The sequence below is a fragment of the Pseudomonas sp. 4CAES_32.4 genome (assembly GCF_058136335.1).
The window spans coordinates 942908-964963 of the sequence record NZ_CM176882.1 but is presented as its reverse complement, the minus strand read 5'-3'; the positions used below and the strand labels follow the sequence as shown (position 1 = coordinate 964963).

At 60.2% G+C, this 22056-nt stretch carries 21 protein-coding genes; 8 read left to right on the top strand and 13 right to left on the bottom strand.

Annotation, left to right across the window (positions count from 1 at the left end):
• Positions 1–46: 46 nt before the first annotated feature.
• From AC3Y64_RS04185 to mreB, 4 genes are all read right to left on the bottom strand, one after another.
• A complete protein-coding gene (locus tag AC3Y64_RS04185) occupies positions 47–643 on the bottom strand; it encodes a Maf family protein (RefSeq protein WP_489986542.1) in 597 nt (198 codons plus the stop codon).
• A gap of 37 nt (positions 644–680) precedes the next feature.
• On the bottom strand, positions 681–1172 hold the full coding sequence (mreD, locus tag AC3Y64_RS04180; protein WP_122595161.1) for a rod shape-determining protein MreD: 492 nt from the start codon (positions 1170–1172) through the stop codon (positions 681–683).
• The gene (gene mreC, locus AC3Y64_RS04175; protein WP_489987922.1) at positions 1172–2287 is read right to left on the bottom strand and encodes a rod shape-determining protein MreC; all 1116 of its coding nucleotides are present in this window, start codon (positions 2285–2287) and stop codon (positions 1172–1174) included. The genes mreD and mreC overlap by 1 nt, the downstream gene beginning before the upstream one ends.
• 143 nt (positions 2288–2430) lie before the next feature.
• Entirely contained in the window at positions 2431–3468 is a 1038-nt protein-coding gene (gene mreB / locus AC3Y64_RS04170) for a rod shape-determining protein MreB (RefSeq protein WP_002555108.1), read from the bottom strand.
• 211 nt (positions 3469–3679) lie between these two features.
• Between mreB and gatC the strand changes: the two genes are divergently transcribed.
• The 6 genes from gatC (at position 3680) to AC3Y64_RS04140 (ending at position 8893) form a co-directional block, all read left to right on the top strand.
• The gene (gatC, locus tag AC3Y64_RS04165; protein ID WP_007901429.1) at positions 3680–3967 is read left to right on the top strand and encodes an Asp-tRNA(Asn)/Glu-tRNA(Gln) amidotransferase subunit GatC; all 288 of its coding nucleotides are present in this window, start codon (positions 3680–3682) and stop codon (positions 3965–3967) included.
• Positions 3968–3983: 16 nt separating this feature from the next.
• Entirely contained in the window at positions 3984–5435 is a 1452-nt protein-coding gene (gatA, locus tag AC3Y64_RS04160; RefSeq protein WP_489986541.1) for an Asp-tRNA(Asn)/Glu-tRNA(Gln) amidotransferase subunit GatA, read from the top strand.
• Between the two features lie 10 nt (positions 5436–5445).
• Entirely contained in the window at positions 5446–6891 is a 1446-nt protein-coding gene (gene gatB, locus AC3Y64_RS04155; protein WP_008085412.1) for an Asp-tRNA(Asn)/Glu-tRNA(Gln) amidotransferase subunit GatB, read from the top strand.
• A 145-nt stretch (positions 6892–7036) separates the two neighbouring features.
• A complete protein-coding gene (locus AC3Y64_RS04150; RefSeq protein WP_489986540.1) occupies positions 7037–7408 on the top strand; it encodes a septal ring lytic transglycosylase RlpA family protein in 372 nt (123 codons plus the stop codon).
• Between the two features lie 46 nt (positions 7409–7454).
• Positions 7455–8516 carry a calcium/sodium antiporter gene (locus AC3Y64_RS04145; RefSeq protein WP_489986539.1) on the top strand — a complete coding sequence of 354 codons (1062 nt, stop codon included), beginning with the start codon at positions 7455–7457 and terminating at the stop codon, positions 8514–8516.
• Positions 8513–8893 carry a carboxymuconolactone decarboxylase family protein gene (locus AC3Y64_RS04140; RefSeq protein ID WP_489986538.1) on the top strand — a complete coding sequence of 127 codons (381 nt, stop codon included), beginning with the start codon at positions 8513–8515 and terminating at the stop codon, positions 8891–8893. Before AC3Y64_RS04145 ends, AC3Y64_RS04140 begins: the two co-directional genes overlap by 4 nt.
• 144 nt (positions 8894–9037) lie before the next feature.
• Here the strand turns inward: AC3Y64_RS04140 and AC3Y64_RS04135 are convergent, their stop codons facing one another.
• From AC3Y64_RS04135 to kdgD, 5 genes are all read right to left on the bottom strand, one after another.
• Positions 9038–9979 carry an AEC family transporter gene (locus AC3Y64_RS04135; RefSeq protein ID WP_489986537.1) on the bottom strand — a complete coding sequence of 314 codons (942 nt, stop codon included), beginning with the start codon at positions 9977–9979 and terminating at the stop codon, positions 9038–9040.
• 177 nt (positions 9980–10156) lie between these two features.
• Positions 10157–11710 (bottom strand): galactarate dehydratase, encoded by a 1554-nt coding sequence (gene garD, locus AC3Y64_RS04130; RefSeq protein WP_095119494.1) that lies wholly within the window; start codon positions 11708–11710, stop codon positions 10157–10159.
• A gap of 11 nt (positions 11711–11721) precedes the next feature.
• The gene (locus AC3Y64_RS04125; RefSeq protein WP_489986536.1) at positions 11722–13086 is read right to left on the bottom strand and encodes an MFS transporter; all 1365 of its coding nucleotides are present in this window, start codon (positions 13084–13086) and stop codon (positions 11722–11724) included.
• Positions 13087–13185: 99 nt separating this feature from the next.
• Positions 13186–14631 carry an aldehyde dehydrogenase family protein gene (locus AC3Y64_RS04120; protein WP_158959607.1) on the bottom strand — a complete coding sequence of 482 codons (1446 nt, stop codon included), beginning with the start codon at positions 14629–14631 and terminating at the stop codon, positions 13186–13188.
• 74 nt (positions 14632–14705) lie between these two features.
• Positions 14706–15617, bottom strand: coding sequence for a 5-dehydro-4-deoxyglucarate dehydratase (gene kdgD, locus AC3Y64_RS04115; RefSeq protein WP_093435890.1), 912 nt, complete (start codon positions 15615–15617; stop codon positions 14706–14708).
• Positions 15618–15913: 296 nt separating this feature from the next.
• On the opposite strand from kdgD, the gene AC3Y64_RS04110 reads away from it, so the two are divergent.
• On the top strand, positions 15914–16294 hold the full coding sequence (locus tag AC3Y64_RS04110) for a hypothetical protein (protein WP_489986535.1): 381 nt from the start codon (positions 15914–15916) through the stop codon (positions 16292–16294).
• Positions 16295–16345: 51 nt separating this feature from the next.
• Here the strand turns inward: AC3Y64_RS04110 and AC3Y64_RS04105 are convergent, their stop codons facing one another.
• From AC3Y64_RS04105 to AC3Y64_RS04090, 4 genes are all read right to left on the bottom strand, one after another.
• Positions 16346–17092 carry a FadR/GntR family transcriptional regulator gene (locus AC3Y64_RS04105; protein WP_178113736.1) on the bottom strand — a complete coding sequence of 249 codons (747 nt, stop codon included), beginning with the start codon at positions 17090–17092 and terminating at the stop codon, positions 16346–16348.
• Between the two features lie 190 nt (positions 17093–17282).
• Positions 17283–19010, bottom strand: a complete 1728-nt coding sequence (locus tag AC3Y64_RS04100) for an ABC transporter ATP-binding protein/permease (protein WP_489986534.1) — start codon at positions 19008–19010, stop codon at positions 17283–17285.
• Positions 19011–19106: 96 nt separating this feature from the next.
• Entirely contained in the window at positions 19107–19667 is a 561-nt protein-coding gene (locus AC3Y64_RS04095; RefSeq protein ID WP_003221630.1) for a response regulator transcription factor, read from the bottom strand.
• Entirely contained in the window at positions 19660–20922 is a 1263-nt protein-coding gene (locus AC3Y64_RS04090) for an ATP-binding protein (protein WP_489986533.1), read from the bottom strand. Before AC3Y64_RS04090 ends, AC3Y64_RS04095 begins: the two co-directional genes overlap by 8 nt.
• Positions 20923–21159: 237 nt before the next feature.
• On the opposite strand from AC3Y64_RS04090, the gene AC3Y64_RS04085 reads away from it, so the two are divergent.
• Complete coding sequence (locus AC3Y64_RS04085; protein ID WP_489986532.1) at positions 21160–21876, top strand: SIMPL domain-containing protein; 717 nt, start codon at positions 21160–21162, stop codon at positions 21874–21876.
• Positions 21877–22056 lie beyond the last annotated feature (180 nt).

Here is a 22056-nt window from a genome sequence, read left to right as displayed (position 1 = left end):
TTCAGGCATGTTCACGATAATGGCCGCATCTGGGTTCGTACGACGCTTATTGCGCGTTCAGGTTTTGCCAACAGGGTATGCCGAAATGGCCCAACAGTTCTGCGGTTTCGCAAACAGGCAACCCGACCACTGCCGAATAGCTGCCATTGAGCCCGGCAACGAACACCGCGCCGAGGCCTTGAATGCCATAACCGCCAGCCTTGTCGCGCGGCTCGCCGCTGGCCCAGTAGGCGGCGGCTTCCTCGCGGCTGATCGGCCGGAACCGCACCAGACTGCGGACTACCCGCGACTCGCAGCGCTCGCCTTCGAGCACCGCAATGGCGGTCAGCACTTCATGTTCCTTGCCGGACAACATCATCAGCATGGCGCATGCGTCGGCTTCGTCCACCGGTTTACCGAGAATTTTGCCGTCGAGCACCACGGCGGTATCGGCCCCAAGGACACAGAACGTCTGCGCGGCCACGACCGTGCGCCGCCCGGCCTCGGCTTTGCCACGCGCCAGGCGTTCGACATAGGCCGAGGGCGATTCTTCGGGGAATGGGGTTTCATCGATATCCGCGCTGATGGCGGAGAACGGAACGCCGATCTGCGTGAGCAATTCACGTCGACGCGGCGATCCGGAGGCGAGGTAAAGCGGCTTCATCAAAACATCTCCCTGTTCAGTGCCCTGCTTCACCGGCTCAATTGATTCTGTAGCGTCGGCGTAATCCGCGTAAGGCAAAGCTGACCCAAGGCCAGAGCAAGGCGCTGACCAGTGCCGGCAGCACCAGCGCCAGGGTTGGTTGACGGTTACCGGTCAAAGCACTGAGCCACAATTGCACCAGTTGCGCGAGGCCGAAGATCACCAGGATCACCAGACATTGCTGCCACATCGGAAACATCCGCAGGCGTTGCTGCAACGACAGCACGAGGAAAGTGATCAGCGTCAGGATCAACGCGTTCTGACCGAACAGGTCGCCCTGCAGCACGTCTTCGGCCAGGCCCAGGCAAAACGCCGTGACCATACCGACCGTGTGCGGCATGTACAGCGCCCAGAATGTCAGGAGCAAGGCCAGCCACAATGGGCGCAGGATCTCCATGAAAATCGGCAACGGTGAGACGCTGAGCAGCAAGCCAACAAGAAATGTCAGCCAGACAATCCAGCCGTTTCGCGATGCGGTAGCGCCGACCATTATTCTTGTCTCCCGGTAGTAGCCGGGGCACTGACTGGCGGTTTCGTCGCTGGTCGCGCCGCTGGCTGGGCAGCTGGAGGTTTGCTGGCCGCCGGCGTCGCTGCCGGTGGTTTGCTTGCAGCCGGTTTGGCTGGTGCAGTGGTCGCAGCAGGCGTGGCAGTCGGCGCCGGGGTCGGCGCGACGGCAGGCGCAGTCACGTTTTTCGGCAACGTGGCCGGAATGACGGGGCCGCCGCCAAAGGCATCGAGATTTTCCTGAGCCTGGGCGGCATCGTTGACGCGCTCTTCGGCCGTACGGTTGTCGCTGAACACCAGCAGCAGGTAGCGGCTGCGGTTCAACGCAGCAGTCGGCACCGCGCGAACGATCGCAAACGGCTGACCGGAATCGTGGATGACTTCTTTCACCGTGGCGACCGGGTAACCCGCCGGGAAGCGCTGGCCAAGACCGGAACTGACCAGCAGATCGCCTTCCTTGATATCCGCGGTGTCGGCGACGTGACGCAACTCGAGACGCTCCGGGTTACCGGTGCCACTGGCGATCGCACGCAGACCATTGCGGTTCACCTGCACAGGAATGCTGTGAGTGGTGTCGGTCAACAGCAATACACGCGAGGTGTAAGGCATCAACTCGACCACCTGACCCATCAGACCGCGAGCATCAAGCACCGGCTGACCGAGCACCACGCCATCACGCTCACCTTTATTGATGATGATGCGATGAGTGAAGGGGTTGGGGTCCATGCCGATCAACTCGGCCACTTCGACCTTTTCGTTGACCAGTGCGGAAGAATTGAGCAACTCGCGCAGCCGAACGTTCTGCTCGGTGAGGGCGGCAAGCTTCTGCATGCGACCCTGCAGCAGCAGGTTTTCGGTCTTGAGTTTTTCGTTTTCGGCGACAAGCTCGGTGCGGCTGCCGAACTGGCTGGCAATCCCTTCCCACAAACGTCCGGGCAGGTCAGTGATCCAGTAGGCATCCATCAGCACCAGCGACGCTTGTTTGCGCGCAGGCTTGAGCAGATCAAAGCGGGCATCGACCACCATCAGCGCGACCGACAGCACGGCCAGCACCAACAGGCGCACACCCAACGAAGGGCCCTTGGCGAAAAGCGGTTTAATAAGCCGCTCCTCCCAGGCAAATGTTCTGTTTATTCATACGGCATCAAACCGGCCTGGATGAAGACTGACAGAAGATAAACGCCAACAGGCAGCACTGCAAAGTGCTGCCTGCGCGCGTTCACCCACGTATTGCAACCCAGCACTTATTCGCTGGAGAGCAGATCCATGGTGTGCTTATCCATCATTTCCAATGCACGGCCACCGCCGCGAGCAACACAGGTCAGCGGATCTTCGGCAACGATCACTGGCAGACCGGTTTCCTGGGCCAGCAACTTGTCGAGGTCACGCAGCAGCGCGCCACCACCGGTCAGCACCAGGCCACGCTCGGCGATGTCGGAAGCCAGTTCCGGCGGCGATTGCTCCAGGGCGCTTTTCACGGCCTGAACGATAGTGGCCAGGGACTCTTGCAGAGCTTCCAGCACTTCGTTGGAGTTCAGGGTGAATGCGCGTGGAACGCCTTCGGCCAGGTTGCGACCGCGAACGTCGACTTCGCGAACTTCGCCGCCCGGGTAGGCTGTGCCGATTTCTTGCTTGATGCGCTCAGCGGTGGATTCACCGATCAGGCTGCCGTAGTTACGACGCACGTAAGTGATGATCGCTTCGTCGAAGCGGTCGCCGCCAACGCGGACGGATTCGGCATAGACCACACCGTTCAGGGAGATCAGCGCGATTTCGGTAGTACCACCACCGATATCCACGACCATCGAGCCGCGTGCTTCTTCTACCGGCAGGCCGGCACCGATCGCAGCAGCCATTGGCTCTTCGATCAGGAATACTTCACGGGCACCGGCACCAAGGGCCGATTCACGGATGGCACGACGCTCAACCTGGGTGGATTTGCATGGAACGCAGATCAGCACACGAGGGCTAGGCTGCAGAAAGCTGTTTTCGTGAACCTTGTTAATAAAGTATTGCAGCATCTTTTCGCAGACGCTGAAGTCGGCGATCACGCCATCCTTCATCGGACGAATGGCAGCAATGTTGCCCGGCGTACGGCCGAGCATGCGCTTGGCCTCGGTGCCGACAGCAACGACACTTTTCTGGTTACCGTGTGTCCGAATGGCCACAACCGATGGCTCATTCAGGACGATACCGCGCTCGCGCACGTAAATAAGGGTGTTGGCAGTGCCCAGGTCAATGGAAAGATCGCTGGAAAACATGCCACGCAGTTTCTTGAACATGGGAAAGGGACCCTAGGCAACGCGTGGGTAAAAAAGTGCGGCAAACTCTAACAACGACAGGGATTTTGGGCAAGGCGCCAATATGTTAAATTGGCCGCTTTTCTGTGCACCAAGCCCCACAATCGCGGCCTTATGACCGTAGAAGTGCGGTAGTGTTCCGACAATCTAACACACGGACGTCGTCCGTTCTGTTTTCCACAGGAGAATCCCGATGGCGCTAGAACGCTCCGACGTGGAAAAAATCGCACATCTGGCCTGCCTTGGCCTCAATGATGCCGATCTTCCACACATTACTTCCGCCCTCAACAGCATTCTCGGGCTGGTCGACGAAATGCAGGCGGTCAATACCGACGGTATCGAGCCTCTGGCCCACCCGCTGGAAGCCAGTCAGCGCCTGCGCGCCGATGTCGTGACCGAGACCAATCACCGCGAGGCTTACCAGTCCATCGCACCAGCGGTCGAAAACGGCCTGTATCTGGTTCCGAAAGTCATCGACTAAAGGGAAAGAGCCTGCAATGCATCAAATGACTCTGGCCGAGATCGCCCGCGGTCTCGCCGATAAAAAGTTTTCCTCCGAAGAGCTGACCAAAGTCCTGCTGGCGCGTATTACCCAGCTCGATCCGCAGCTCAACAGTTTCATCAGCCTCACCGAAGAGCTGGCCCTCGAGCAGGCGAAAGCCGCCGATGCGCGCCGCGCCAACGGTGAGAGCGGCGCCCTGCTCGGCGCGCCGATCGCCCACAAAGACCTGTTCTGCACCCAGGGTATCCGCACCAGCTGCGGTTCGAAGATGCTCGACAACTTCAAAGCCCCGTACGACGCCACTGTTGTTGCGAAACTGGCGGCTGCCGGCGCCGTGACTCTGGGCAAGACCAACATGGACGAATTCGCCATGGGTTCGGCCAACGAGTCGAGCTGGTACGGCGCGGTGAAAAACCCGTGGAGCCTGGAACACGTACCGGGCGGTTCGTCCGGCGGTTCGGCGGCGGCGGTTGCCGCGCGTCTGTTGCCGGCGGCAACGGCGACTGACACTGGCGGTTCGATCCGTCAGCCGGCGGCCTTCACCAACCTCACCGGCCTGAAACCGACGTACGGTCGCGTTTCGCGCTGGGGCATGATCGCTTACGCCTCCAGCCTCGATCAGGGCGGCCCGTTGGCGCGCACTGCCGAAGACTGCGCAATTTTGTTGCAAGGTATGGCCGGCTTCGATCAGAACGACTCCACCAGCATCGATGAACCGGTTCCGGATTACTCCGCCAGCCTCGGCGAATCGCTGCAAGGTCTGCGTATTGGCGTGCCGAAGGAATACTTCAGCGCCGGTCTCGACCCGCGCATCGCCGAGCTGATCCAGAACAGCATTAAAGAGCTGCAGAAGCTCGGTGCCGTGATCAAGGAAATCAGCCTGCCAAACATGCAGCACGCGATTCCTGCGTACTACGTGATCGCGCCAGCTGAGGCCTCTTCCAACCTGTCGCGTTTCGACGGCGTGCGTTTCGGCCATCGCTGCGAGCAACCGAAAGACCTGATCGACCTGTACAAACGCTCCCGTGGCGAAGGCTTCGGCCCGGAAGTGCAGCGCCGGATCATGGTCGGTGCCTACGCGCTGTCCGCCGGTTACTACGACGCCTACTACCTGAAAGCGCAGAAGATCCGTCGTCTGGTGAAGAACGATTTCATGGCTGCCTTCAATGAAGTCGACATCATCCTCGGCCCAACCACGCCGAACCCGGCCTGGAAGCTTGGCGCCAAGAACAGTGACCCGGTTGCTGCCTATCTGGAAGACGTCTACACCATCACCGCCAACCTCGCGGGCCTGCCGGGCCTGTCGATGCCGGCCGGTTTTGTCGACGGTCTGCCGGTTGGCGTGCAACTGCTTGCGCCGTATTTCCAGGAAGGCCGTTTGCTCAATGTTGCGCACCAGTATCAGCTCAACACTGACTGGCACACCCGCACCCCAACCGGCTTCTGAGGAGACACACATGCAATGGGAAGTCGTGATCGGGCTGGAGATTCACACTCAGCTCACTACCCGGTCGAAAATCTTTTCCGGTAGTTCCACCACCTTCGGTTCCGAGCCGAATACCCAGGCCAGCCTGATCGATCTGGGCATGCCTGGTGTTCTGCCGGTGCTGAACCAGGAAGCGGTGCGCATGGCAGTGATGTTCGGTCTGGCGATTGACGCCGAGATCGGTCAGCACAACGTGTTCGCCCGCAAAAACTACTTCTATCCGGATCTGCCGAAGGGCTATCAGATCAGCCAGATGGAATTGCCGATTGTCGGCAAGGGCCACCTGGACATCGCGCTGGAAGACGGCACCGTTAAACGTGTCGGCATCACCCGCGCGCACCTGGAAGAAGACGCCGGCAAGAGCCTGCACGAAGAATTCAACGGTGCCACCGGCATCGACCTGAACCGTGCCGGCACGCCGCTGCTGGAAATCGTTTCCGAGCCGGACATGCGCAGCGCCAAGGAAGCCGTGGCTTACGTCAAGGCGATCCACGCGCTGGTGCGTTACTTGGGTATCTGCGACGGCAACATGGCCGAAGGTTCGCTGCGTTGCGACTGCAACGTGTCGATCCGTCCGAAAGGTCAGGTCGAGTTCGGTACTCGCTGCGAGATCAAGAACGTCAACTCGTTCCGCTTCATCGAGAAGGCGATCAACTCCGAGATCCAGCGGCAGATCGAGCTGATCGAAGACGGCGGCAAAGTGATCCAGCAGACCCGTCTTTACGATCCGAACAAGGACGAGACCCGTCCGATGCGTTCGAAAGAGGAAGCCAACGACTACCGTTACTTCCCCGACCCGGACCTGCTGCCTGTGGTCATCGAAGAGTCGTTCCTCGGCGAGGTGCGCGCCACCCTGCCGGAACTGCCACCGCAAAAACGCGAGCGCTTCCAGGAGCAATTCGGTCTGTCGGTCTACGACGCCAGCGTGCTGGCCACCAGCCGTGAGCAAGCCGATTACTTCGAGAAAGTCGCGAGCATTGGCGGCGACGCCAAACTGGCGGCGAACTGGGTGATGGTCGAGTTGGGCAGCCTGCTCAACAAGCAAGGCCTGGACATCGACGAGTCGCCGGTTTCCGCTGAACTGTTGGGCGGCATGCTGCTGCGCATCAAGGACAACACCATCTCCGGCAAGATCGCCAAAGTGGTGTTCGAAGCGATGGCCAACGGTGAAGGCAGCGCAGACGAGATCATCGAAAAACGCGGTCTGAAGCAGGTGACCGACAGCGGCGCGATCTCGGCGGTGCTGGACGAAATGCTCGCGGCCAACGCCGAGCAAGTTGAACAATATCGTGCGGCTGATGAAGCCAAGCGCGGCAAGATGTTCGGCTTCTTTGTTGGCCAGGCGATGAAAGCGTCCAAAGGCAAAGCCAACCCGCAGCAAGTGAACGAACTGCTGAAAAGCAAGCTCGAAGGCTGATTCTGGCCCCGCGCTCGGGGATCGTTCCCACGCTCTGCGTGGGAATGCCGCCCCGGACGCTCCGCGTCCATTGCGGTGTGACGCAGAGCGTCACGGGATGCATTCCCACGCTGGAGCGTGGGAACGATCACTTTGGAGTATCTGAATGAAACGTCTGCTCGGCGCCTGCGCCCTGCTCTCTTTACTGGCCGGTTGCGCCAGCACCGACATCATCGACCCGCACGGTTACGACCAGACCGGCGTCGCCTCTTATTACGGTGCCAGGCACCACGGTAAACGCACCGCCAGTGGCGAAGCGTTCAACCAGAACTCCCTGACCGCCGCCCACCGCCAACTACCGTTCGGCACGCGGGTGAAGGTCACCAACTTGAAAAACGATGAATCTGTTGTGGTCCGCATCAACGACCGCGGCCCTCACACCCGTGGGCGTCTGATTGACGTTTCCCGCGAGGCCGCCGAACAGCTTGGCATGCTGCGCAGCGGCACCGCGCGGGTTCGCGTGCAGGCTCTCGACTGATGGAGCGCTGACCATTTACGGACTGAGCGATTTACCGCTGATCAGCGTGATCGAACTGCTCGCCGGCCTGTGCCTGCTGATCTTTGGTGCCGAACTGATGGTGCGCGCCGCAGTGCGCCTGGCCGAACGTCTGCACGTTCGCCCTCTGATCATCGGCCTGACCATCGTCGCCCTCGGCAACAGCGCGCCACAGATGGCGGTCAGTGTGCAAGCGGCGTTGGCGCACAACCCCGACATCGCCGTCAGCAGCGTGGTTGGCAGCAGCATTTTCAACATCCTTGTAACCCTCGGCCTGTCGGCGCTGATCATCCCGTTGCGCGTGTCGCGGCAACTGGTGCGCCTCGACATTCCGCTGATGATCGGCGCCAGCCTGCTGGTGTTCGTGTTGGCGTGGAATGAAGAAATCGGGCGCTTCGACGGCATCCTTTTGCTGGCTGCGTTGGCGCTGTACCTCGCTCTGCTGTTGCGTCAGTCGCGGCACTCGACGCGTCCGCATTCAGCACAGACAGACGCCGCGCAGAAGTCCTGGATTGGCAGCTCGCTGATGATCATCGTCGGTCTGGCGATGTTGGTTTTCGCCGGACATCTGTTGCTCGGCGCGGCGGTGGTGGTGGCGACGGATCTGGGTTTCTCCGAACGGGTGATCGGTCTGACCGTGGTCGCCGTCGGCACGTCGCTGCCGGAACTGGCGACCTCGCTGATCGCTGCACTGCGCGGACAACGCGATATCGCCGTGGGCAACGTGATCGGCGCCAACCTGTTCAACCTGCTCGGCGTGCTCGGCCTGACTGCGTTGATCGCGCCGACGCCGTTGTCGGTGTCGCCGAACGCGCTGGATTTCGACTTGCCGGTGATGCTCGGTGTCGCCGCGCTGTGCCTGCCGGTGTTCTATTCCGGCTACCGCGTGACCCGTGTCGAAGGTTTGCTGCTGCTCGGTCTGTATCTGGTCTATGGGCTGCATGTGGTGTCGTTCACCACCGGCATGCCGCTGGCCGGCAAACTGGAGCGCCTGATGCTGTTTTATGTCCTGCCGCCGCTGTTGGCGTATTTGTTGTTCACGTCGATCCGCGCCTGGCGCCGCCAACACCACAAGAGTGATATGCCATGACCGAATCGAAGAAGTCCGGGGTCGATGTCCGCCGCCAGGTAATGGGCGATGCGTTTGTTGATCGCGCCTTGGGCAACGCCACCGATTTCAGCCAGCCGCTACAGGATTTCGTCAATGAACACGCGTGGGGTGGCGTGTGGAATCGCGAAGGTCTGCCGCTGAAGACTCGCAGTTTGATTACGCTGGCGGCGCTGACCGCATTGAAGTGCCCGCAAGAGCTGAAGGGCCATGTGCGCGGCGCGTTGAACAACGGCTGCACCGTGGACGAGATTCGCGAGGCGTTGCTGCATTGCGCGGTGTATGCCGGCGTGCCGGCGGCGATTGATGCGTTTCGCGCGGCGCAGGAAGTGATTGATACCTATCAAAAGCCTGAGTGATTCAGTGCTGCGGAAACAGCTATCGCTAGCAGGGCTAGCTCCCACAGGTTTGGTGTTATTCAGCAAATTTCATCAACACTGATAATCCCTGTGGGAGCTAGCCTGCTAGCGATGAGGCCCTAAGCAACACCGCAAAAATCAAATTCAGATCCACCCACCCCACTGCAAAACGAAGATCCCGACGTTGGTGGTGATCGCCGCCATCAACGTGGTCAGCACAATAATCGCCGCCGCCAGTTCGTGATTGCCCTGCGCCGCGCGGGCCATGACAAAACTCGCTGCAGCCGTCGGGCTGCCGAAGTACAGAAACAGAATTCCCAGCTCAGCGCCGCGGAAACCCCACAACCACGCGCCCAGCGTCGCCAGCACCGGCAAACCGACCATCTTCACCAGGCTCGAACTGAGCGCCATGTTGCCGCTCTTGCGCAACGCCGCCAGCGACAAGGTTCCGCCAATGCAGATCAACGCCAGCGGCAAGGTGGTCTGCGCCAGATATTGCCCGGACGTCTCCAGCCATCCCGGCAAACCGATCTTGAAATAGGCAAACGGCGCCGCCGCTATCACGCTGATGATCAACGGATTGCTGAACACGCTTTTGCAGATGCTCCACGGATCGGACTTGATCACCGGGCTGTACACCGCCAGGACGATGGTCGACAGCGTGTTGTAGAACAGAATCACCAGCGCCGCGAGAATCGCGCCGAGGGAGATCCCGTAATCGCCGTACATGCTCGCGGCCAGCGCCAGACCGATCACGCCATTGTTGCCGCGAAAGGCACCTTGGGTGTAGATGCCGCGATCTTCACGCGGACATTTGAAAATCGCCCAGCCCCAGGCCACAGCGAAACTCACCAGGGTGGCGAGGGAGAAGTAGATCAGCAGGGACGGTTGCAGTGCCGCGTGCAAGTCGGCGTGCAGAATGCCGAGGAACAGCAGCGCCGGCATGGTCACGTTGAAGACCAGCGACGAGGCGGTGTGGATGAAGTTGTCGTTGATCCAGTCGATACGCTTGAGCAGCACACCGAGAAACAGCATGGCAAACACCGGCGCGGTGATGTTCAGGGTTTCGAGGAAGATTGCCAGCATGCCGGGGAGCCTTGGGTGAGCGTCGTTAGGGGGCTAATGATAAGCCACTTTCACCCTGATCGTTCCCACGCTCTGCGTGGGAACGCCTCCTGTGATGCTCCGCGTCACGCTTTTGGGACGCGGAGCGCCCCGGGCTGCATTCCCACGCGGAGCGTGGGAACGATCAATCGCGCGGTATCAGGTAATCGGCGCCGGGTTGAACAACGTAATGTCGTTATGCAGCTTGTGCTTCTCCGCCCAGGTCTGCTGTTTGCCGCTGGCAACATCCAGATAGTAGTGAAACAACTCCCAGCCCAGCTCCTCGATGGTCGCGCGCCCGGTGGCAATCCGCCCGGCGTCGATATCGATCAGATCCGGCCAGCGCTGCGCCAACTCCGTACGGGTCGAAACCTTCACCACCGGCGCCATCGCCAAACCATACGGCGTGCCTCGCCCGGTGGTGAACACATGCAGGTTCATCCCGGCCGCTAACTGCAACGTCCCGCAAACAAAATCGCTCGCCGGGGTCGCACAGAAAATTAGCCCCTTCTGCTTGAAACGCTCGCCGGGGCCGAGCACGCCATTGATCGCGCTGCTGCCGGATTTGACGATCGAGCCCAGCGACTTCTCGACAATGTTCGACAACCCGCCCTTCTTGTTGCCCGGCGTGGTGTTGGCGCTGCGATCCGCTTCACCTTTGGCCAGGTAACGGTCGTACCAGTCCATCTCACGCACCAGCTCTTCAGCCACGGTTTTGCTTTCGGCGCGTGAGGTCAGCAGATAAATCGCATCGCGCACTTCGGTGACTTCGGAAAACATCACCGTCGCCCCTGCACGCAACAGCAAGTCCGAGGCATAACCCAACGCCGGGTTGGCGGTGATCCCGGAGAACGCATCGCTGCCGCCGCACTGCATGCCCAAAATCAGCTCGGACGCCGGCACGGTTTCGCGGCGGCGCTGGTCGAGCTTCTTCAGACGAACCTCGGCCAGTTCCATGATCTGCTCGATCATTTCGGTGAAACCGTGACTGGAATCCTGCAAGCGATACAGCCATGGATCGCTGAGATCCACCGACGCGTCGTCCTCGTGCATCACCTGCCCGGCCTGCAATTTCTCGCAGCCCAGACTGATCACCAACGCCTCGCCACCGAGATTCGGGTTGCGCGCCAGATTGCGCACGGTGCGAATCGGGATGTAAGCGTCGGTGGCGGTAATCGCCACGCCGCAACCGTAACTGTGGGTCAGCGCCACCACATCATCGACGTGCGGGTACTTCGGCAGCAGCTCTTCCTTGATGCGTTTTACCGCGTGATCGAGCACGCCGGTGACGCACTGCACCGTGGTGGTGATGCCAAGAATATTGCGCGTGCCGACGGTGCCGTCAGCGTTGCGATAACCCTCGAAGGTGAAGCCTTCCAGCGGTGCCTGCGCGTCCGGCACGTCGGTGGACAGCGGCAAGCTGTCCAGCGGCGGCGCGGTCGGCATGCGCAGTTGATCTTCCTTGACCCAACTGCCACGGCGAATCGGCTGCAATGCGTAGCCAATCACCTGACCGTAGCGAATCACCTGGCCGCCCTCGGGGATGTCTTCGAGGGTGACCTTGTGGCTCTGCGGCACAAATTCCAGCGTCACCAGGCCATCGGCAAATTCAGTGCCGGCCGGTGCGCCCTGGTCGTTGACCACTACCACCACATTGTCCCGCTCGTGCAGGCGGATGTGGCGCGGCGAGTCGGAATGTTCAATCAACTGCATGACGCCGCTCCTCAGGAATGCGCTTGAGACAATTTACCGGTGGCTTCAACACCGCCGTTGGTTGGCGGCTCTTTGAGGACCACACGTTTGATCGGGCCAACGATGACCAGATAGCTGAACACCGCGACCAGTGCGTTGGCACCGACGAACACCAGCGCCCATTTGAACGAACCGGTGGAGCTGATGATGTAGCCAATCACGATCGGCGTGGTGATCGAAGCGATGTTGCCGAAGGTGTTGAACAGGCCACCGCTCAGACCGGCGATCTGTTTAGGCGAGGTGTCGGAGACCACTGCCCAGCCCAGTGCGCCAACGCCTTTGCCGAAGAAGGCCAGGGCCATGAAGCCGACGACCATCCATTCAACATCGACATAGTTGCAGGCAACGATGCTGCTGGAAACCAGCAGGCCGGCAATGATCGGCGCTTTGCGGGCGAAGGTCAGCGAATGGCCCTTGCGCAGCAGGTAGTCGGAAATCACCCCGCCGAGTACACCACCGATGAAGCCGCAGATTGCCGGCAACGAGGCGATGAAACCAGCCTTGAGAATGGTCATGCCACGCTCTTGCACCAGGTACACCGGAAACCAGGTCAGGAAGAAATAGGTGATGCCGTTAATGCAGTACTGGCCCAGATACACGCCGAGCATCATGCGATTGGTCAGCAACTGACGGATGTAATCCCATTTCGGGCCGTCAGCCTTTTTGCCCTTCTTCACGTCCATGTCGACCATGCCGCCGTTGTCGGCAATGAACTGCACTTCGGCTTCGTTGGCCATCGGGTGTTGGCGCGGGCTGTGGATAACCTTCAGCCAGATACCCGAGAAGACGATACCGAACAGGCCCATGACGATGAACACGTGTTCCCAGCCGAAGGAGTAAACGATCCAGCCCATCAGCGGTGCGAACAACACGGTGGCAAAGTATTGCGCCGAGTTGAAGATCGCCGAGGCGGTGCCGCGTTCAGCGGTCGGGAACCAAGCGGCTACGATGCGCGCGTTGCCGGGGAACGAAGGCGCTTCAGCCAGACCGACGAGGAAGCGCAGCATGAACAGCGCAACGATGGCGGTGGACATGCCGAACTCACCGACAAAGCCTTGCAGCACGGTGAACAGCGACCAGGTGAAAATGCTCAGGGCATAGACTTTTTTCGAGCCGAAGCGATCGAGCAGCCAGCCACCGGGGATTTGCCCGGCCACGTAGGCCCAACCGAATGCGGAGAAGATATAGCCGAGGGTGACCGCGTCGATGCCCAGATCTTTTTGCAGGCTGGAGCCGGCGATGGCGATCGTGGCGCGGTCGGCGTAGTTGATCGTGGTCACCAGAAACAGCATGAGCAGGATCAAATAGCGGACGTGAGTCGGCTTGGACGATTGCATGTAGATGTACTCCCACTGATTATTTTTATGCGGGTAAAACATTCTTTGGTCTTGTGCCGCGCAGGGCCTCAGGCGAAGGCCCGGCGCGGGTGCAGCGGGTTACGATCCGATGTAGCTGGTCTTCACGACCGTGTAAAACTCTTGCGCATAGCGGCCTTGCTCACGTGATCCATAGGATGAACCCTTACGGCCACCGAACGGAACGTGATAATCGACACCAGCGGTCGGCAGGTTGACCATGACCATCCCGGCTTGCGAATGGCGTTTGAAGTGGTTGGCGTATTTCAGCGAAGTGGTCGCGATACCCGCCGACAGACCGAACTCGGTGTCGTTGGCCATTGCCAGCGCCGCATCGTAATCGGCCACGCGAACAATGTTGGCCACCGGGCCAAAGATTTCTTCGCGACTGATACGCATCGACGCTTCACTGTCGGCAAACAGCGTTGGCGCGAGGAAGTAGCCTTCGGTGTCGCAGGTCACCACACCACCGCCGCTGACCAGACGTGCACCTTCGGACTGGCCGATGTCGATGTACTTCATGTCCTGCTCAAGCTGCGCCTGGGAAACCACTGGACCGATGTCGGTGCCGGATTTCAGGGCGTGGCCGACCTTGATCGACTTCATGCGCTCGGCCATCGCTTCAACGAACTTGTCGTGAATGCCCGCAGTAACAATCAAACGGCTCGACGCAGTGCAACGCTGGCCGGTGGAGTAGAACGCGCTCTGTACCGACAGCTCGACCGCTTGCTTGAGGTCGGCGTCGTCGAGAATGATCTGCGGGTTCTTGCCGCCCATTTCCAGCTGAACCTTGGCCTGGCGCGACACGCAATTGACCGCGATCTGCCGACCCACGCCCACCGAACCGGTGAAGCTGATGCCATCGACTTTCGGGCTCTGCACCAGCGCATCGCCAACCACACGACCACTGCCCATCACCAGGTTGAACACGCCGGCCGGGAAGCCTGCGCGGGAGATGATCTCCGCCAGCGCCCAGGCGCAGCCCGGAACCAGATCGGCCGGCTTCAACACCACGCAGTTACCGTAGGCCAGCGCCGGGGCAATTTTCCACGCAGGAATCGCGATCGGGAAGTTCCACGGGGTGATCAGACCGACCACGCCCAGTGCTTCGCGGGTCACTTCGACGTTGACGCCCGGGCGCACCGACGGCACGTAGTCGCCGGACAGACGCAGGCATTCACCGGCAAAGAACTTGAAGATGTTGCCGGCGCGGGTCACTTCACCGATGGCTTCGGGCAGGGTCTTGCCCTCTTCCCGGGCCAGCAAGGTGCCGAGTTCTTCGCGGCGGGCGAGGATTTCCGTGCCGACTTTATCCAGCGAATCGTGACGAGCTTGAATGCCCGAAGTCGAATACGCCGGGAATGCTGCGCGGGCGGCGTCGATGGCGGCGTGAACCTGAGTCAGATCAGCCTTGGCGTAATCACCGATGGTGTCGCTCAGTTCGGAAGGGTTGATGTTGGCCGAGTAGTCGGCACCGGCAACCCATTCACCGTTGATGTAGTTATCGTAGCGTTTTGCAGTTGTCACAGAGCAGCCCTCAAAACTAAAAGCCTTTACGCAAAAAGCCGCTGATTACTCAGCGGCCGCGTTTTTGTCGGGTGTTACTGCGCACCTTGCTTGTCGATCAGCGCGGCGAGCATTTCGTACTCTTCGCCAGTCAGATCGGTCAGCGGTGCACGTACAGGACCCGCGTCGTAGCCGGCGATTTTTGCGCCTGCCTTGACGATGCTCACGGCATAACCGGCCTTGCGGTTACGGATATCCAGGTACGGCAGGAAGAAGTCGTCGATGATCTTGCCGACGGTGGCGTGATCTTCGCGAGCGATCGCGTGGTAGAAGTCCATCGCGGTTTTCGGGATGAAGTTGAACACCGCCGAGGAGTAAACCGGCACGCCCAGCGCCTTGTAGGCAGCGGCGTAGACTTCGGCGGTCGGCAGACCACCCAGGTAGCTGAAGCGATCACCGAGGCGGCGACGGATCGACACCATCAACTCGATATCGCCCAGACCGTCCTTGTAACCGATCAGGTTCGGGCAGCGCTCGGCCAGACGCTCCAGCAGCGGCGCGTTGAGGCGGCAAACGTTGCGGTTGTAAACGACCACGCCGATGTTGACCGATTTACACACGGCTTCAACGTGAGCGGCAACACCGTCCTGGCTCGCTTCGGTCAGGTAGTGCGGCAGCAGCAACAGACCTTTGGCGCCCAGACGCTCGGCTTCTTGTGCGTATTCGATGGCCTGACGGGTCGAACCGCCGACACCGGCCAGAATCGGCACGCTGGTTTCACAGGTGTCGACGGCAGTCTTGATGATTTCCGAGTATTCGCTGGCGGCCAGGGAGAAGAACTCACCCGTGCCACCGGCGGCGAACAAGGCTGAAGCGCCATACGGAGCCAGCCATTCCAGGCGTTTGATGTAGCCCGCGCGGTTGAAATCGCCCTGCGCGTTGAAATCGGTCACCGGGAAGGACAGCAGGCCGGCAGAGAGGATGGACTTCAGTTCTTGTGGATTCATTATTCGAACACCCTGGTAGCAACGTTTTTGTGATTGGTCCGTTCAGCCTTCGCTGAAGTTGTAGGTCATCGTACAACTTAAAAGATAACCGTCAACTGCATTTCATCGTTGAAGGTGTTTTTTTGTCGGACAATTGTGTTTAAAACGCACGAGGGATATGCGCAAAGGCCCGTAATGACTGGGCTGAATCGCGGAAATGTCTGGTCAAGATTCGTTTACTGAGCGCCTGCGAAACGCCGGGTAAGGTGTGACGACTGCCACGAAGGATCGTGGCGGACCTTTCGAAGGAGAATGAAATGTTGATGAATTACGCCGCCCCTACCCTCGCGCAACTGTCATCACTCCACCCTGAGCAAACCACCCTGCAGTTATCGCTCCTGCCCGAAATCCTGATCGTGCGTGTTCCGGACTCCAGCGACTTTGCGCCGAACTGGAGCGTTTACCCGATTCTTGGCAACGACCCCGAGCAACCCGATTGGATAGGTGAAGAAGTCGACACCGGGACATGGGATGACGCTGAAGACGAGATGGAAAAACTCACGGGCATTGAGCTGCAGATTCCGAAAGAAGCACTCCTGCCCTTCCTGAATACAACCATCGAACTGCGCTACAAGTTTCAGGATGAGTCGAGCATGGAGCCGTATTCGGCGCCGTTGCGGCTGCAAATCGAAGCCTGATATTGGCTAACACCGTTCGTCGAAGCGGTGCGCCAACCTATAAAACGCTCATCACCCCTGCGCCTGCGCCTCTTCATGGGCATGGCGCAGTCGTTCGCGGCTGTTGGTCAGATGCAGACGCATCGCCGCGCGGGCCGCATCGGAATCCTGACGGGCAATCGCTTCGTAGATTTCTTCGTGCTCGCGGCTCAGGCGGTTCATGTAGTGCTGCTGATCATCATGGGCCAGTCGCGCGGAATTCAGCCGTGTACGCGGAATGATGCTGGTGCCCAGGTGGGTCATGATGTCGGTGAAATAACGGTTGCCGGTGGACAGCGCGATTTCCAGGTGGAAGGCGAAGTCCGATGCGACTGCATCACTGGCATGGGAAACGCTGTCGTTCAGCGCATCGAGGGCAGCACGCATGGTTGCCAGTTGCTCGGGGCTGCGACGTTGCGCGGCGAGACCGGCGGATTCCACTTCAAGGCTGATGCGCAATTCGAGAATCGCCAGCACGTCACGCAGGGTAACGACGGTGGCCGGGTCGATGCGGAAACCGCTCGGGCTCGGCGTGTCGAGAACGAAGGTGCCGATGCCGTGGCGAGTTTCCACCTGGCCGGCAGCCTGCAAACGGGAGATCGCCTCGCGCACGACGGTGCGGCTAACGCCATGAGCTTCCATGATCGCCGACTCGGTCGGCAGCTTGTCGCCGCGCTTGAGCAAGCCGTCGCGGATCTGCTCGCTTAGCACCGTCACCAGTTCCTGGGCCAGGCTGCGGCGCTTGCGCGGGAGACGCGGGGTGTCGATCAGGTTTTCCATGGTCTGCATCTTGTCTCGAAAATTCGGCTTGTGGGCATGATAGCTCAAGCGGGTTGTACGATCACTTTCCATTTCCATACAAAACCTGTGGGAGCTGGCTTGCCAGCGATGAGGCCATACCAGTCGATGAAAATGTCGACTGAACCAACGCCATCGCTGGCAAGCCAGCTCCCACATGGGATGGTGCTGATCAGGCGGTTACGGTTTGCTCCACCAGATGACCGCTGTCGATCCGTACATGCCGTGGATGAAAGCGTTTCAAGCTGCTGCGATGGCCGACGCTGACAATGCTCAGCCCAGGCAACTGATCAATCAGCGCTTGATACAAGGTCGCTTCGTCTTCCTCATCCATCGCCGACGTGGCTTCGTCCATATACAACCACTGCGGCGCATAAAGCATTGCGCGGGCGAAGGCCAGTCGTTGCTGCTCACCCGGCGAGAGCATGCGCTGCCAGTGATTGGCCTCGTCAAGCCGCGCGACCAGATGCGGCAGGCGGCAGGTTTCCAGCACTTGTGCATAACGTTCCGGCGCGTAGGTGTCGCCCGGTTGTGGATAACTCAGCGCCTCGCGCAGGGTGCCGATCGGCAGATAAGGTTTCTGCGGCAGGAACAGGTAACGCGCCGCTGGCAGACGAATGTTGCCGTGGCCCGCCGGCCACAAATGCCCCATCGCCCGCAGCAGGGTTGACTTGCCACTGCCGGAACGACCACTGAGCATGACACGATCACCCGGCTCGACGGTCATGTCGGCATTGGTCAACAGATGACGACCGTCGGCCAGATCCAGTCCGAGGTTGTGCACCTTCAACGCGTTGCCCTGATTCTGCACGTCGATGGCCGGCGTGCGCTCTTCGTTATCGGTCATCGCCTGGCGGAAACTGAGCAGACGATCACAGGTGGCGCGCCACGCCGCGAGGTCCGAATACGCGCTGATGAACCAGCTGAAGTTTTCCTGCACGTTGCCGAACGCCGAGTTGATTTGCATCAGCTCGCCCAGTTCGATCTTGCCCGCCAGATAACGCGGCGCCGCAACAATGAACGGGAAGATGATTGCGATCTGGCCGTAACCGGAGGTGAAGAACGTCAGGCGCTTGGACACGCGCATGATGTCCCAGAAGTTGTGCCAGACCAGCCCGAAACGATTGCTCAAGCGGCGATTTTCGTTCGGCTCGCCGTTGTACAGCGCAATGCTTTCGGCGTTCTCACGCACGCGGACCATGGAGAAACGCAGGTCAGCTTCGAAACGTTGTTGTTGGTTGTTCAGGCCGATCAAACGCCGACCGATCAGGTGGGTCAGCCAGCTACCGACAGCGGCATAAATCAGCGCACACCAGAACATGTAGCCGGGAATCTCGATGCCGAATACTTCGATACTGCCCGACACGCCCCACAGAATGATCGAGAACGACACCAGACTGACCACCGTGCGGATCAGCCCAAGACCCAGGCTCAGGGTGTTGGCGGTAAAGGTGTTGAGGTCTTCGGAAATCCGCTGGTCAGGGTTATCGGTGTAACCGCCCTGCTCCAGCTGATAGTAGTTTTTGTTGCCGAGCCAGCGCTTGAAGTGGTTCTCGGTCAGCCACGCCCGCCAGCGGATGGTCAGCATCTGCGTCAGGTACAAGCGATACACCGCACCGAGGATCGCCACCGTGGCGATGCCGCAGAAATACAGGATCAACTGCCAGAACGCCGCCTCGTCTTTCTTCTGCAACGCGTTGTAGAAGTCTTTGTACCAACTGTTGATCCAAACCGAAATCGCCACGCTGAACAGCGACAGCGCGATCACGGCAATCAGCAATGTCCAGGCCTTGCCCTTCTCTTCGCTGCGCCAGTAGGGCGTGGTCATCGCCCACACCTTGCGAAAAAACTGCCCGCGCACAGCATCGTTGACCGCGGAATATTCAGCGTTCTGATTCATGGATAAGGCTCGATATAGAAAAGAACAGACACGCACCGATCATAGTAGATCGGTGCGTTTTATCGCGAGGGCTGCCGATAGTCGTTCAGCGCAGGTTCAGCGACGAACCGGGCGCTTCTGCAGTTTGCGCTGCAGGGTGCGGCGGTGCATGCCCAAGGCGCGGGCAGTGGCGGAGATGTTGCCTTCGTGTTCAGTGAGCACGCGCTGAATGTGTTCCCACTGCAGGCGATCGACCGACATCGGGTTTTCCGGCACCAGACTGTCGAGGTCGGCGTGCTCGGACAGCAACGCGGCCAGCACATCGTCGGCGTCGGCCGGTTTGCACAGGTAGTTGCAGGCGCCGCGCTTGATCGCTTCGACAGCGGTGGCAATGCTCGAGTAACCGGTGAGGATCACTACGCGCATTTCCGGATCCAGCTCCAGCAGCTTGGGCAGCAAGACCAGACCGGAGTCGCCGTCCATTTTCAGGTCGAGCGCGGCGTAGTCCGGCAGATCGGCCTGGGCGATGGTCAGGCCTTCTTCGGCGGAGCCGGCGGTGCTGACGCGAAAGCCACGACGGGCCATGGCACGGGCCATGACGCGGGTGAACGTTGCGTCGTCGTCGACCAGCAGCAAATGCGGCAGTTCTTCGCCTTCGACTTGGATTTCGTCACTCATGTTGGTCTCCTCGGGCGCCATGGGGCAGGCGCAGCTCGGTGAGCGTGCCGCCTTCCTCATGACTATAGAGTTTCACTGAGCCGCCGGCGCGTGTCACGCTGGCCTTGCTCAAAAACAGGCCCAGGCCGAAACCTTTGCCCTTGGTGGTAAAAAACGGTTTGCCGATCTGCTCGGCGATGGCCAGCGGCACACCGGCGCCGTGGTCACGAATGCTGATGGTCAGGGTTTCCGCATCCCAGTCGAGCGTGACCTGGAGGTTTTCCGGGCAGGCATCGGCAGCGTTGTTGAGCAGATTCAACAGTGCCTGCGTCAGATCCGGCGGCGGCGCCATGCGCGGCACGGTGCCTTGGCCGAGGCGATGGAAGCGATAGCTGGCTTCCGGGCGCATCAGGTGCCAGCGGTTGAGTGCTTCGTCGAGCCAGTCGGTGACGTCCTGCATCTCGACAGCCAGGCGACGATTGGCCTCGGCGGCGCGAACCAGTTGCTGCAAAGTCTCTTTGCACAGTTTGACCTGATCCTGCAGCACCTTCAGATCGTCCTGCAGCATCGGGTCGGGATGATCCTGCTGCATTTCCTTGAGCAGCACGCTCATGGTCGCCAGCGGTGTACCCAGTTCATGGGCGGCACCGGCGGCTTGGGTGGCGACGGCCAGCAATTGCTGATCGCGCAGACCTTCTTCGCGGCGGATCGCGCGCAATTCTTCCTGACGGCGCAGCTCTTCAGCCATGCGTGCGGCGAAGAATGTGATCACCGCAGCGGCCAGGGCAAAGCTCAGCCACATGCCGTAGATCTGCAGGTTTTCGCGGGCGACCGGCAAGGTTTCCAGCGGGTAGAAGCGCGTCAGCATCACCGTGTACAGCGCCAGCGCGATACCGGACAGGATCACCGAATAACGCCACGGCAACGTCACCGCCGCGATGGTCAAGGGCACCAGATAATAAGAAACGAACGGGTTGGTCGAACCGCCGGAGAAATACAGTAGCGCACTGTGAATCACCAGGTCGCAGGCCAGTTGCAGCGCATACTCAAGTTCGGTCACCGGCCACGAGGTGCGCAAACGCACGGCGGTGAACACGCAGAGCAGCGTCGAGCAGCCGAGGGTCATCGCCAGTTGCACCCACGGCAACGGCAACAGTTGCAGCCAATAAGCCAGGCCTACGGAGCCGGCCTGCGCGGCAAGCACCAGCGTGCGGATGAAAGTCAGCCGCCAGAGGTTCTGGCGAGTGGCGGAAGTCAGTTGTACGGGGGCGAGCATGAGCTCTCCTGATGAGCGCTCCAGGCGGATCGCACGGAGTATAACCAAGCCACGCGCCCTAGAGGCGAAAGTGCGGCAAACGACCACAGCCCGGAAGCTGCAAGTTTCCAGCTACAAGCTACAAGTAAAAGCTTTTAGCTTGCAGCTCGACGCTTGCAACTTGACGCTGCTTTATAGAGTCTGATGGTTTCACGCAGGCCCCCGAACCATCACCTGCGCCCTATTCAAGGAGCCTTCATGCACACCTTTCGCCGCAGCGCCGCTCTTCTCGCCCTGACCGTCGGCAGCATCGCCAGCCTTCCGGCCCTGGCCGCCGATGAGCTGCACTACAACCAGATTTCCCTGCGCGCCGAAGTTAGCCAGGAAGTCGCCCGCGATCTGATGATCGTCACCCTCTACACCGAAGAGCAAAACACCGACCCGGGCAAACTCGCCGCCGACGTTAGCACCACCATGAACAAGGCGTTGGCCCAGGCCAAGCAAGTCAAAGACATCACCCTGCGCCAAGGCAGCCGCAACAGCTACCCGATCTACGACACCAAAGGCCAGAAGATCACCGGCTGGCGTGAACGCGCCGAGCTGCGCCTGGAAAGCTCCGACTTCGCCGCCCTGTCCAAACTCACCGGCGAACTGCTCGGCGACCTGAAAATGGGTGGCATGGACTTCGCCATCGCCGACCCGACCCGCAAAACCAGCGAAGATCAGTTGCTCAAAGAAGCCGTGAGCGCCTTCAAGGCCCGCGCCCAACTGGCCACCGATGCACTGGGCGGCAAAGGCTACAAAATCGTCAACCTGAACCTCAACAGCAACGGCTACCCACAACCGTACCTGCGCGCACCGATGATGATGAAAGCGGCAGCGATGGACTCGGCACCGGTGACACCTGAAGTAGAAGCCGGCACCAGCCAGGTGAGCATGACCGCTGATGGCTCGATTGAAGTGTTGATGCAGTGATTTGATGTGGGCTGAATGAAAGACCGGCGATCAGTGAATGGTCGCCGGTTTTTTTGTGCCCGAATTTTGGGGTGAATGATCTGCCGCCATCGCTGGCAAGCCAGCATCCCACAGGTTCTGCGGTGTTTTGAAAATTGCATATAACCCTGTGGGAGCGGGCTTGCCCGCGATGAACGATAA